This window comes from Methanocalculus chunghsingensis (assembly GCF_018132105.1).
Lineage (GTDB): Archaea > Halobacteriota > Methanomicrobia > Methanomicrobiales > Methanocorpusculaceae > Methanocalculus > Methanocalculus chunghsingensis.
In genome coordinates, this window is record NZ_JWHL01000015.1 from 24,966 (window position 1) to 38,032 (window position 13,067).

11 protein-coding genes are annotated in these 13,067 nt (G+C 56.6%); 3 read left to right on the plus strand and 8 right to left on the minus strand.

Going from position 1 to position 13,067, the window contains the following annotated elements; all coding sequences use genetic code 11:
* The first annotated feature begins 49 nt into the window (after positions 1–49).
* Positions 50–520, plus strand: a complete 471-nt coding sequence (locus RJ53_RS09140; RefSeq protein WP_211531321.1) for a peptidylprolyl isomerase — start codon at positions 50–52, stop codon at positions 518–520.
* Here RJ53_RS09140 and RJ53_RS09145 read toward each other — a convergent pair.
* Positions 517–1,287, minus strand: a complete 771-nt coding sequence (locus RJ53_RS09145) for an ATP-binding protein (RefSeq protein ID WP_211531322.1) — start codon at positions 1,285–1,287, stop codon at positions 517–519. The genes RJ53_RS09140 and RJ53_RS09145 overlap by 4 nt on opposite strands.
* Positions 1,277–3,244 carry an anaerobic carbon-monoxide dehydrogenase catalytic subunit gene (gene cooS, locus RJ53_RS09150; protein WP_343221875.1) on the minus strand — a complete coding sequence of 656 codons (1,968 nt, stop codon included), beginning with the start codon at positions 3,242–3,244 and terminating at the stop codon, positions 1,277–1,279. The genes RJ53_RS09145 and cooS overlap by 11 nt, the downstream gene beginning before the upstream one ends.
* Positions 3,245–3,436: 192 nt before the next feature.
* Between cooS and RJ53_RS09155 the strand changes: the two genes are divergently transcribed.
* The gene (locus RJ53_RS09155; RefSeq protein ID WP_211531324.1) at positions 3,437–5,146 is read left to right on the plus strand and encodes a histidine kinase N-terminal 7TM domain-containing protein; all 1,710 of its coding nucleotides are present in this window, start codon (positions 3,437–3,439) and stop codon (positions 5,144–5,146) included.
* A gap of 24 nt (positions 5,147–5,170) precedes the next feature.
* Here the strand turns inward: RJ53_RS09155 and RJ53_RS09160 are convergent, their stop codons facing one another.
* Together RJ53_RS09160 and RJ53_RS09165 are read right to left on the minus strand one after the other, a co-directional pair.
* The gene (locus RJ53_RS09160) at positions 5,171–5,806 is read right to left on the minus strand and encodes a flavodoxin family protein (RefSeq protein WP_246496065.1); all 636 of its coding nucleotides are present in this window, start codon (positions 5,804–5,806) and stop codon (positions 5,171–5,173) included.
* Positions 5,803–7,443 (minus strand): sensor histidine kinase, encoded by a 1,641-nt coding sequence (locus tag RJ53_RS09165; RefSeq protein WP_211531325.1) that lies wholly within the window; start codon positions 7,441–7,443, stop codon positions 5,803–5,805. Before RJ53_RS09165 ends, RJ53_RS09160 begins: the two co-directional genes overlap by 4 nt.
* Before the next feature lie 62 nt (positions 7,444–7,505).
* Here RJ53_RS09165 and RJ53_RS09170 point away from each other — a divergent pair, with 62 nt between their 5' ends.
* Entirely contained in the window at positions 7,506–7,976 is a 471-nt protein-coding gene (locus RJ53_RS09170) for a hypothetical protein (protein ID WP_211531326.1), read from the plus strand.
* Here RJ53_RS09170 and RJ53_RS09175 read toward each other — a convergent pair.
* The 4 genes from RJ53_RS09175 to RJ53_RS09190 all read right to left on the minus strand — a co-directional run bounded on the left by RJ53_RS09175 (position 7,967) and on the right by RJ53_RS09190 (position 12,872).
* Positions 7,967–9,214, minus strand: coding sequence for a hypothetical protein (locus RJ53_RS09175; protein ID WP_211531327.1), 1,248 nt, complete (start codon positions 9,212–9,214; stop codon positions 7,967–7,969). The two genes, RJ53_RS09170 and RJ53_RS09175, sit on opposite strands and share 10 nt — an antisense overlap.
* 58 nt (positions 9,215–9,272) lie before the next feature.
* Complete coding sequence (locus tag RJ53_RS09180) at positions 9,273–9,746, minus strand: redoxin domain-containing protein (protein WP_246496066.1); 474 nt, start codon at positions 9,744–9,746, stop codon at positions 9,273–9,275.
* A 75-nt stretch (positions 9,747–9,821) separates the two neighbouring features.
* Positions 9,822–11,480, minus strand: coding sequence for a thermosome subunit alpha (gene thsA / locus RJ53_RS09185; RefSeq protein WP_211531328.1), 1,659 nt, complete (start codon positions 11,478–11,480; stop codon positions 9,822–9,824).
* Between the two features lie 228 nt (positions 11,481–11,708).
* The gene (locus tag RJ53_RS09190; protein WP_211531329.1) at positions 11,709–12,872 is read right to left on the minus strand and encodes a tubulin/FtsZ family protein; all 1,164 of its coding nucleotides are present in this window, start codon (positions 12,870–12,872) and stop codon (positions 11,709–11,711) included.
* Positions 12,873–13,067: the final 195 nt, after the last annotated feature.

Consider the following 13,067-nt stretch of genomic DNA (forward strand, 5'->3'; position numbering starts at 1 on the left):
TGGGTTATCGGGAGAACCATTATTGTCTTCGTTTCACTAAGTACATACCATGGCAGAAGCAGAGAAACAGGGCTCCGTCCTCCTCCAGACGACGATGGGCGATATTACAATCGAACTCTTTGATGATATGCCGGTGACGGCAGGCAACTTTGCCAGCCTTGTGAAGAAGGGCTTCTATGATGGGATCATCTTCCACAGGGTCATCGCCGGATTCATGATCCAGGGCGGCGATCCGAAGGGAACCGGAACCGGGGGACCAGGATATACCATTAAGGACGAGTTCGCACCGGGCAGGAAGAATGTCAGGGGAACGATTGCAATGGCAAACGCAGGCCCGAACACCGGCGGAAGCCAGTTCTTTATCAATCTCGTTGATAATTCCCACCTCGACGGCAAGCACCCGGTCTTTGGGAAGGTCGTCAATGGGATCGATGTCGTCAACGCCATCGGCAAGACGAAGACCGGCAGGAACGACCGGCCCCAGACTGAAGTGAAGATCATCAAAGCATCGATGATCTAAGAACTATCCTTTTTTCCGCAGAGATCCGACAGTATCGTCAGCACAGACCCTGATCCGGGTCCATTTTCAGTATACGGTATCCGGTAGATGGCTGAGAAGGGGTGATCAGAACCGAGGATCGCAACCGCTGTTTCGTACTCCTCATCTGATCGAACCTTGTTGATGGCGAGCCGGAGATCCGAAATCCCGAGATCCGCTGCCAGTGCTGCCGTCCGGTATGCGGTCCGGATCGCCCGTTCCGTCGGTTCGGTGACGGCGATGAGATGAGAGAAGCCTTTCCCAAGACCACGGCCGAGATGCTCAAAGCCGGCCGGTGTATCCATCAGGACCGCTTCGTTCTCTTGTACTTTCACCTGCCTGACGATCCCCCGGATCAGGGAATTCTCCGGGCAGAGGCATCCGGTCCCTGCTGACTCGACCGTCCCCATCACTAAAAGCCGGATCCCGGATGGCGTCATGACACCGCACCGCGAGGCGACATCCGAGAGATCAGGGGTGAGGGAGATCACCCCGCCACCCCCGATCTTCTCGCTGATATACCGGCGGTTCCTGGTGACCGGGGTGATCATGGACTGACTGCATCCGAGGGCATAGGCGAGATCCTCCTGTGGATCGGCATCGACGGCGAGGACTGAGAAGCCCGCATCGGTAAAAGAGGTGGCAAGGAGGGCAGTTATGGTCGTCTTTCCGACCCCCCCTTTTCCACTGACGATCACCCGCAGCCCCGGCAGCGACCGTCTCCTCCGGATCCCCTGTTCAGATACCAAGCGCCTTCCTCTTCTCCTCGATATGGGCGATGATCAGTTCAGCCGCCTTCACCGGATCAGGCTCGACAGCAAACTTCGCCTTGACGATACCCTCAAGACCGTTCGTCAGGAGATCCACAACTGCCGGGCTGCCGCTGATATGCGGCATCGGGCCAAGGACGGTATAGACACCTGATGCAACGAAGTACGACCCGATAGCAACCGCCTTCTGCGAGTACCACTCAGGAGCTGCCCCGGCGACAGGGAGCTGGTGGATCCCGACACCGAGGGTGTTGCCGAGTGCGGCAAGGAGGACAAGGATCCGTGAACAGTCCACACAGGAGCCCATATGCAGGACCGGCGGGATACCAACCGCCTTACAGATCGATTTCAAGCCATCTCCTGCAAGGAACGCGGCATCCGGAGTGAGAAGTCCGGCTTTTCCGGAGGCGACGGCGGCACACCCGGTCTCAACGCAGAGAATATCATTTTTGATCAGTTCCTTTGAGAGGGTGACATGGCCGTAATCATGTTTGATCCTCGGGTTGTTGCAGCCGACGATCCCGACAGCCCCCCGGATCTTCCCGGCTGCTATCGCATCGACCAGCGGCTGAAGCGTTCCGCCGAGGGCGGCGGTGATCGCCTCAACCGAGAACCCGGCCTGAACGGCGACCGGTTTTCCGGGGATGAAGACCTTCTCGGGATCCCGGAGTTTGAAGTTATCAATCGCGGTCCTGACGATTGCTTCTGCAGTCTCCCGTGCAGTTGAGGGTTCAAACTCCATGTAGTAGGAGCCCGGAATCTTCGCCTTCGGGCTTGTCGAGATGATCTTTGTATGGAAGCAGCTCGCCGTCCTCGGAAGCGAAGGGAAGATACACTGGTAATCGACGACCATCGCCTCAAGGGCGCCTGTTGCGATGACCAGCTCCTGGTTGAAGTGGTTGCCGGCCATCGGGATTCCTTTTCGCATCAGGAGCTCGTTTCCGGTGCAGCAGAGGCCGACAAGGTTGATCCCGGCTGCTCCGGCATCCCGGGCACGTTTCTGCATCGCCTCATCCTCTGCAGCATTGACGATCATCTCCGAGAGCATCGGGTTGTGGCCATGGAGCGAGATGTTGACCATATCCTCCTTAACGACGGCGAGGTTGATCTGCGACTCGCAGGGAACCGGGGTGCCGAAGAGGACATCGGATACCTCGGTTGCCATCATCGACCCGCCCCAGCCGTCGGCAAGGGCTGTCCTGAGACCATGGAGGAGTATATTGCCATAATGAGCCCCGACACCCATCTGGATCCGATGCATCGCCTCGACGATCTCACGGTCGACACTCCGTGGCAGGATTCCGGTCTCCTCCCAGATGGCATGGGTGGCAGTCGGTGCCCGCCGGGTCAGTTCGATCTCACCTTTCACGGTGCCGAACTCTTCGAGGTACGCGAGTGCGAGATCATGGGCCACCTCGATCGCCTCACGGTTGGTGGGGATATTATACTCTTCTGCGAGTGCAAAGAGCTTCTTCCGATCGGTGATCATATAGTCGTTCGTCTCCCCTTTACCGACAAGGAGGAGGGTCTCGACGATCTCACGGCCATGATCTGAGTGGGAGGCCGCCCCGGTTGCAAGGGTATCCAGCAGGTTGCGTGCGACGATCAGGTCGGCATCTGCGCCGCAGACACCCCGGTCACGGTTGCGCTCAGGGATGATCCGGCAGGGCCCCATTGTGCACCTGCTGCAGGAGAGGCCGGATGAGCACCATTTACATCTTGGATCCTGCATCTCGTCCCTGTCCCAGACGGTCTCGATCCACTCCTTCAGACAGTGTTCGACCGCCTTCATGGCGGTCTCATCGATCGTCCTCTCCAGGACCTTCTCCCGGATCACCTTCGGGTTCATCAGCGACATCTTCGCCCTGTCAAGGTCGCATGTCTCCATACGCTCCCCGATCAGCTGCGGTCTGACTTTCTTCTCTTCACCTGACACTATCATCACCTCTTCAGAGTGGGGTACTCCACAGGAATCTCACTATCCTCGTATATTATAAAGATTCTCCTTAACCCCCAAAATTTATTCAATATTCTTCAATAATTCATCAATAATAAAATTTTTGTAATCCACAATACAAAACTGTATCAAAGATTGAGTGGAACAAGTAGATACTTCCGGGAGGTCTGCATGATCCTCGAAACACTCCTGATAGCCTCCTGCCTTGTATCCGCTTTCATCACCTTCGGTCTTGGGATCTATGTCTATGCAAAAATCCCGGGTACAAAGACCGCCATCATCTTTCTCGCTGCAATGGCAACTGCAACATACTGGGCACTCGGAGAGTTCTTCCTCTGGCAGGCCGCCAGTTATGAAGGGGTGCTCCTCTGGCTGAAGATCAGCTCGTTCTGGCCGGTCCTTGCTGTCCTTGCCGCCCACTTTATCCTGATATATACTGAACACCCCTTATCTGAGAGGAGAAAGATACCCCTCCTGCTTGCTCTCCTCTATCTCCCTGCCTCTGTTTTTTCCATACTGGGGAGCTTCACCGATACCATCTATACCGTTGTCTTCAATGGAGCACGGTGGATATACCAGCCGGTACTCTCCGGACCTTTGTACATCACCTCTGCACTTTTTGTTATCGTCGTGATGATCCTGGCGGTGTACCTGATCGCCTCAGCATGGCTGGGAGCACCAAATGAACGTATCCGGCGACAGAACCGCCTCGTCTGTCTCGGACTGCTCGCTGCAATCGGCTTTGGGATGATCTCCGGATTAATCCTTCCGGTACTCGGTATCACAACCCCGAACTTCATCTTTATCGGACTTGCAATCTTCTCATGCTGCATCACCATTGCGATTGTCCGATACGGCCTCTTCACCCTGAAACCGGAGACCGCAGGACCGGAGATCATCCAGACGATGCCGGACGGGCTGTTGCTGGTGGATCCACAAGGCCTGATCATCTCGGCGAATAGTGCAGCATACGGGATCTTCGGGTCAGTCCCAGGCAGCCTTCCGGGAAAGAGTATCCGGATGATCCTTCCTGAGGATGTCTGTGCAACGATACGAATGCACGGCGGGCAGGGAGAGACGATTACAGACCTTGAGGCATATCCGGAGAATATCGGGGGGAAAGCCATCAGCATCGCAGCATCCGGGGCACAGGCCCCTGATGGCGAACCGGCAGGCTGCATCCTCATTATCCGGGATATTTCAGCACGAAAGGCGGCTGAAAGGGCCCTTCGGATTGCCAGTGAGAAGATCAGCTGGCTCACACGCCTCACCCGGCACGATATCGCAAACGAGGTGACTGCCCTTGGCGGTTATCTTGAACTGCTCAAAGAAGAGGACGATTCAGAGAGACGCGAGTACTATCTCGGTCAGGCCGCCCGGAAAGTCGGAACCATCACCGGCCATCTCAGGTTCTCCCGTGAATACCAGGATATCGGGGCGTATGACCCGGAATGGCAGCCGGTTCAACCCCTGATCAAACGGGTTGCCGGAGATATCCGGATAGAGGGGATTGAGATGATAGAACATGTTGATCCGGTAACAATCTATGCAGATCGCCTCTTTATCAAAGTGATCCATACGTTGCTGGAAAATGCGATCCGCCATGGGGGTGCCATCACGACCATCACCATCTCAACCAGTGAACAGGAGGACGGGAGCCTCATCCTGGTAATCGAGGATGATGGCACCGGTATCCCGGATGAGGAGAAGGAGTTGATATTCCGGTACGGGTATGGGAAGAATACCGGGTTTGGGCTTGCATTTGCCCGTGACATCGCGGCGGTAACAGGGATCACCCTCATCGAAGACGGAGAGGAGGGGCGGGGAGCCCGCTTTGAGCTGATGATTCCAAAGCAGGGATGGAGACGAACACAACCCTGAACAGAGTCGTGCCGATACGCCGTTTCAGGGATGGGTGCGTCCGAGACGCCGGCCTGCCTCCATCGCCTGATCCAGGAGGTCCGGGTGGTGCTTCACACCGCCTGCATCAAAGATGGAGAAGACCGCAACCTCATCGACAATCTCATACCCGAGAGCTTCAAGCGGGAGGCGGAGGGCGTCAAGGGCAAATCCCATATCCTCCTTATGTTCCTGCTCGGCGATGGCGGCGATGACCGCCCGCCTTCCCTGCCCCGCAAGCCGACTCGACCATGGGCGTGGACGGGTATCACCGAAGTCATAGAAGCAGTAGAGCCGGTCGATGAAGGCCTTCATCAATGCGGTGATATTGTAGTTATGTGTCGGGGAGACGAGGACGAGTGCATCGGACTGCTGGATGGAGGGGTACAACGGAGTGAAGCCATCCTGAAGGCCTGTGCAGATCTTGTCCTTCCGGCACCGTTCACAGCCGGTACATGATGAGAAATCGATATCCCTGAGGTATACCGGTTGTGTCTCCATCCTCGCGGCCTCTGCACCTTTGAGGATATAATGGAGGAGGATATCGGAGTTGCCGCCCTTTCTCGGGCTTCCGGAGATGCCAAGGACGGTATTGGGGGAGGTATTCCGGTTCATCCCTCCCGGTTTCTCGTCAGCAGTCATCTCTTTACCGGTTGGACCCGGTATCTCCCTTCAGGAACCGTGATGACAAACCTCGCCCCCTCACCGTGGATGCCGTCCTCGATGATCGAGATCCCGGTGATCGCGAGGATCTCCCGGATCAGGAAGAGGCCAAGCCCGGTGTTCCCCCCAAACCCATGGTCGAAGATACGCTCCTTCTGCTCCTCCGGGATACCGATGCCGTCATCTGCAACGGTGATCAGAAGGTTTCCGTCGGTCTCCGCACAGGAGATGGAGATCCCGGTCACCTCTTTACCGTGCCGGATCGCGTTATCAAAGAGGTTCTCAAAGACCTTCGGGAGCATCGGATCGGCATAGACGATATACTCCCCGCAGGAGAGGGTGAGGGGGAGGCAGCAGGGGGGATAGATGATGGATGAGAGGGGCTGCCATACCGGTTCCTGGCTCCCGAGTTCCTGGTAGATCCGGGTAAACTCGATCTCGGAGTGGATCCGAAGAACCGCCGTCTCCATTGCAGCAAGATATCTCAGTATGGTCGGATCATCGGCCTCGAACCGTGCAAGCTCAATAGCGCTCTGTGCAACCGTGATCTGGTTGACGATATCATGGCGGGTGACACATGAGAGGAGGGAGAGCTTCCGGTTCGCCTCACGGAGATCCATCTCCGCCCTCCTCCGGTTCGTGATCTCGTGGATGATGATGCACTGATCATCGGCACCGGTTCCGGCGAGGAGATACCTCCTGATCTCAAGGAGACGGCCATCCGGCATCTCATGCTCACGTACCTCCTCCCCAGGAGGAAAGGAGGGGATAACCTCGGAGATATCCTTCCCAATGGCAGATCCTGATTCGAGATATGTTGCGGATGCCCTGTTCTGGTAGATGATCGCCCCGGTCTCATCTGCGATCAGAATGCCATCCGGGAGGATATCAGGGATACTGCACTGCGTCCGGGGGAGGATGGTAAAGAGCCTGTACTTTACGGAGGCGAAGGTCAGGATACCCGCGACGAGGAGGAAGATGACCGGGGTTATCTGGAGGCCGGGGGCCGGGCCGAGCTTGGCGACATAGACACTGCTTGTCAGGATCGGAAGGAGGATGGCAAGGATCAGAAGCCCTATCTGCGGCCGGTAGAAGGAAGGATAATCCAACCATGCCGCCAGAAGGAGGGAGAGGGAGAAACCGACGAGTGCCATCATATACAGAAAGGCGATCCAGAAGATCGGGCCGTATTCGTATATGAAGAGAACAAAACCCCCAAGAGAATACGGTGAGATCGACGTATAGTACAGGGAATGGAGCGGGTTTGTAATCATCGCGAGATAGAAGAGGATCAGGGGGAGGGCGATGACGAGGAGAGTGCTCCGGGTGAGATACCTGCTCCGGCCGGTATAGGAGAGGACGAAGAAGAGGAAGGAGGGGACGAGGATGAAGATCCCAAGATACTCAGCTGCGGTTGTAACGAGGTTTCCCCCGGCGGTTATGACCGCAAGTTCCAGTGCATACGCCAGCGCCCAGATCGATGCCCCGATGCAGATCCCCTGCAGAGGCAGGAGACCGGGGGTGTCAGGGAGGCGGCGGGTGAGAAGAAGGAGATAGAGGCCGAGGAGAAATGATCCCAGGTAGATGAGGATAAACGGGGAGTACTGGAGGATCATCGGAGGACACCGGAAAGTGGAACAATATTAACGTATGTAGACATAAATACAGTTCATTATTCATGGCAGATGATTTTCGCGAAACCCAGTACTTCCGCCACCCGCTGATCCTTGCGATCGTCGGGGGGACGGCTGCGGTAACATGGTATACCTTCATCACCGAAGTTCAGGAGCTCAAACCACTCCAGCTCTTCATCCTCGGAATGATCGGGATTATCGTTCCCCTTCTCTTTCTGACGCTCCGGCTTGAGACTCATGTCTCACCCGATGGGATCCGGTACCGGATGCCCCCGGTGGTCCGGAAGGAACGGACGATCACCTGGAGCGATCTCGAGGATGCTGACCTCACAACGGTCCGGCCGATCCGTGACTGCGGGGGATGGGGGGTACGGTTCTGCCGGGGGCAGGGGATCGCGTATCTCGTCAGCGGAACTGAGGTGCTCCGGTGTACGCTCCGGTCAGGCCAGAAGGTCCTCCTCGGAACAAAGAGGGGCGAAGAGATGATGGCGGCCGTGAAGGCGCATCAGAGATGAGGGAGATCGGGATCGACCGTCGGATCAATCTGATGGAGACGGTCGATGAGCGTCGCACAGGTACGCGGATACTCTTCCTCGATCCTTAAACGCTCCTCCTCAGCCTTTGCACTATCCTTTTTCAGGGTATCCTGCTTCCCGATAGCAACGGTACGCTCCCTGTTTAGCCGGATCTCCTCCTGTATCCCCGGATGGCTCGCCACCTCCTGCCGTACTGTAGCAAGTTTCTCTTCTGCCGCCCGGTACTCCTCATACACTTTCTTCATCGATTCTGCGAAGTGAACACCTGAGAAGAGCTGCTGCTCCTCCCGGTTCTTCAGCTGCAGCTCGCCGGACTGGATGAGGGACCGGATCGACGAGATGACCGGCGGGATCAGTTCCAGTGCCTCAGGCCGGGGGTGATCCTCTCTGCATATCCTCTGGAGTTCCTGGATATCACCGACCGGTGCCTTATGCCGTTTGAGGAGTTTTTCTGCTCTTCCGAGGACTGAGCCTGCCGGGGACCGGATCTGTGCAAGATGCCGGATCGCAGCCTCCCGTTCTGCCACCGCTGCATCGATCCGCTCTGTGGCGTCACCGGTATCGACCGCCTCGATCGCGGCGAGAAGTTCCGTCTTTGTACGATCGAGGTGGTCAACCTCCTCTTCTGCGGATCTGATCGTTTGGAGCGCCTGCTCATGCGTCCGGATCATCTCAAGAGCCATGTTGTGCATAGCACGAATATCCCTGATCCGTGCCTGTCGGGCATCATCCTCGCTGATCGCTTCTGTCATGTCGTTGACGGCACGGCCGATCTCCTTGATGGTCCGGCGAAACTCTGCCATCTCCTCATTGTAAGCGGCTGCAAGGTACTTCCCCGGCCCTTTTGCGACGGTGATACAGCCTTTGAGGATCTCTGCTGCGGTTCCATAGTACTCCCTCGGAGGGCCGGCCGGCTCCTTCTCAAGGATCAATGTAAGCGAACGGATCGCCTGGGGACGGGCAGTCTTCAGAACTGATTTCACCTTCGGGTGGAGCTCGTCGCTCTCGGGATCATGATCGATCGCAACGATGAGCTCCCGGATTTTCTTCAGTGCAATAGCAATCTCTGACTGCGGGGCCTCCAACCTGCTGGCAAGCTCTGCCTGGTATTCTTCTTCCTTCCGATCAAGCCAGCCGGGGAGGTCGGAAGAGCCGAGAACCAGGGTTTCCGGCTTCTCCTCCTTCCGGCCGAGGAGTGAACGCAGCTTTGAGAACATACTGAAGGTATCAGGTGCCGGAGATGAAAGCGTTTCTGTTAGAAGTATCCGAAGGATGTCACCGCATCTTCAGAAAACTGATGATCTCATGGATATCCGGGACGCTGTGGACGGGATAGACTTTCGAGAAGATGACATTCTGATCAGCATCGACGATGATATTTGCCCGTTCCGAAAAGCCGTTCGCCTCACGGAAGATGCCAAACTGCATGGCCACCTGCCCATGCGGCCAGAAGTCGCAGAGGAGCCGGGTGTGCCGGATACCGAGGCTCGCTGCCCATGCCTTCTTGCAGAGGAACGAATCGACACTTATCCCGACGCAGTAGGTCTCAAGCGATGCGAAGGTATCCCGGTTCTCTTCGAGGGAGAGCATCTGCTGTGCACAATAGTCAGTCCATGCAAGCGGGTGAAAGGAGAGGAGGACCCGGGTCTCTGCATGTTCAAGAAGGCTGAAGGTCTCATTATGCTGGTCTTTCAGGGAGAAGTTTCCGGCAGGATCTCCCGGCCGGGACATCCGGATTTGTGGTTGCATAGAATGGATTTCAACCAAGTAAGAAGATAATAGTATTGTTATAAAAAAGTGAGATCTCCGGTCAGGGGGAGAGATCTACATCATCGGCATGCCGCCGCCCATGCCACCCATCGCCTGCATGGCGGCCATCTCCTCTTCAGAGGGCATAGCGCCTGCTCCGGATGAAGCGATGATCTCATCGATTCTGAGAATCATGGCAGCGGCTTCTGCGGCAGAGGAGATCGCCTGGGACTTGATCCGGAGCGGCTCGATGACGCCTGCCGCCCGCATATCAACCGCCTCCTGCGTTTCGGGATTGAGGCCTGCCGTCGTCATGCCCTGCTCATGTGCAGTCCTGAGGCTGGCGAGCATATCGATGGGATCAAGGCCGGCGTTCTCCGCAAGGGTACGTGGAATCACCTCAAGGGCGGATGCAAACGCCTCGATGGCAAGCTGCTCGCGGCCGCCGACACCGGACCCATATGCAGAAAGGCGGCGGGAGAGTTCCATCTCGACAGCACCGCCCCCGGCGACCGCTTTTCCATCCTCAAGGGCGGCACCGACGCCACGGAGTCCGTCCTCGACAGCAAGACCGAGTTCATCCACGACATGGCTGGTTCCTCCCCTGACGACGAGAGTAACGGCATGGGGATTCCTGCATCCTGAGATGACGACCATCCGCTCACCGGAGAGCCGCTTCTCCTCGACCTTTCCTGCATATCCAAGCTCTTCTCCGGAGATGGCATCAAGGGAGGAGATGATCGGAGCACCGGTCGCCTCTGCAATCGTCTCCATATCAGACTTCTTCATCCGCCGTACGGCAAAGATACCCGCTTTGGCAAGGAGTTTCTCAGCAAACTCATCGATTCCTTTCTGGCAGAAGACGACATCCGCACCGGATGCGATGATCCGCCCGACCATCTCCCGCTGCATCTCCTCCTCCTTTGCCAGATAACCCTCCAGCTCCTCAGGGCGTGTGATGGTGATCTCGGCATCGACCTCGGTCTTCCTCATCTCGATGGCTGCGTTTAAGAGAAGGATCTCTGCATCAGTGACGGAACCGGGCATCGAGGGGTGGAGTCGCTCCTTATCGATGACGATCCCTTCGATGATCTCTGCATCATCAGCTGAGCCCCCGACCTTCTTCTCGACCCGGATATTCGTGACATCTGCATGCCCCTCCTCATCAGTGATCTGTGAGACCGCCTCGACGATGAGATCCGCAAGATGCTCTTTTGTCGTCTCTGCACCCTTCCCGGTCATCGCGGTTCCGGCAATTCTGGTCAGGATCTCCCTCTCTTCGGGGCCGACTGCAAAGGAGAGTTCTTCAAGGATTTTGCCTGCCTTCTCCTGTGCCATCCGGTATCCCTGCACAATGACGGTCGGATGAACGTCCTGATCAAGAAGGGTCTCTGCCGTCTTGAGGAGCTCCCCGGCAAGAACAACAGCGGTCGTGGTGCCATCCCCGGCCTCGTCGTCCTGCGTTTTTGCGATCCCGACCATCATCTTCGCGGCAGGATGCTCAATCGCCATCTCCTGCAGGATGGTGACACCATCATTTGTGATGACCACATCGCCGATCGAGTCGACGAGCATCTTATCCATCCCCTGAGGGCCAAGCGTCGTCCGGACGACGGCTGCAACGGCTTTTCCGGCTGCAATGTTATTGCTCAGGGCATCACGGCCGCCCGTCTTCTCAGTTCCTTCCCGATAGATACCTGCATTCATCTCTGGTCCTCCTCCGTACTGCTGCATATTCATCACCACTACAGTTGCGTGGTTTGGGGGGCTACATAAATGTAACCCAAAATTCAGCAGAATTACATCCCATTTATCGAATCTGACCATCCAAAGCCCGAAAAGAGATTCCATGCCCCGGCGGATTTTTCTAAGGAGGAAAAGAGCATAGAAAGGAGCGATGGGGCCGGATGCATGGATGCACCAGCGCATACGATGGAAAAGGAGGAGATGGTATCCGGTATATCACTCAAAGAGGGGATCAACCGCATCCTCAAACATCGTTGATCTCCGCTCCTGGGAGACGAGGACATCCTTCTTCGTCTCCTTGGCGATCTCAAGGAGTTCGGTGATCCGGGGTGCATTGCCGATGGACGCAAGGATGACGACACCGGCGATATACGACGATTCGACAGGATAGTCGCCGCCCCGGACCTCGACACCGGCGATATTCTCCTCGACCCATGACTTGGACTTCTCGACACCCTTCCGATCCAGTTCATTCGGAGGACCGGCAACGAGAACCAGTGCCCGCTCGGCTGTGGTATAGTCGCAGGGGAGTGTCAGGCGACCGAGCATTGCCCGCCGGATGACCCCGATGATCTTTGCAGACTTGTCCTCCCCGGTCAGGGAGCTCTCGGCCTCCTCCTTCTTCTTCCCAAATCCGGAGAAGAGACTCTTCTTCGGCTTACTTTTCGTGCTCACTTCAGAGACGGCATAGCCGACGGTTGAGATGCCGCCACCCCTGAGGGTATTGATGAACTCGGACGAATCGACGACCATCTCACCGACACCAAGCTTTCCAACCTCCCCTGCCCGGAAGAGGACGCCAAATCTCCGGACGAGCTCGTCATTGAGGGTATCATATCCCGCCTTGACACTCTCCCCCTCACTCTTCCATGCACTGTTATCAAAGATGAAGGTATTATCGGCCTCCTTGACGAGTGTTGCAAGGCTCCGTGCTGCATTATAGGAGTAGAGCTTCCCCTCCTCCGGAGCCGGGATCATCCCGAGGACATAGACCGGCTCCCGGTAGATACGCTTCAGGTGCCGGCAGAGGACCGGGGTCCCCCCTGATCCGGTTCCCCCACCGAGACCTGCAACCACGATGAATGCATCGATGTCATGAGTACCCCGCATATCGATTGCATTGATGATGGTATCGATCTCATCAGCGGCGATCTTTGCGCCGGTGACGTTGTCGGTCCCGACACCATGGCCCTTGACGACCGTCTGACCGATGAGGAGGCGATCCTTCATCTCGATGTGCTTGAGCCCCATCAGATCTGTTCGTGCGGTATTTACAGCAATACCCCGGAAGCTGTTCCCCTGGATCTTCTTATCCATCGCAAGGAACATATCAACGATCTTGCCCCCGGCCTGTCCATATCCAATAAAAAATACTCTCATCTCTAACCACCAGTGAAATGCAGATCATACGTCCCCGGCATCCCGGACTGGATGGAGGGACGTATCTACAAGGTCTTGTACGGTTGATACTCCTCCAACAAAGCGCTTCTGGTTTGATCTACAGGATCACCGGGGCCGGCCAGCCGGTGGGAAGGAGAGGATCCGGGGAAAATGGGGGTTCAGGCAGAGGGATTT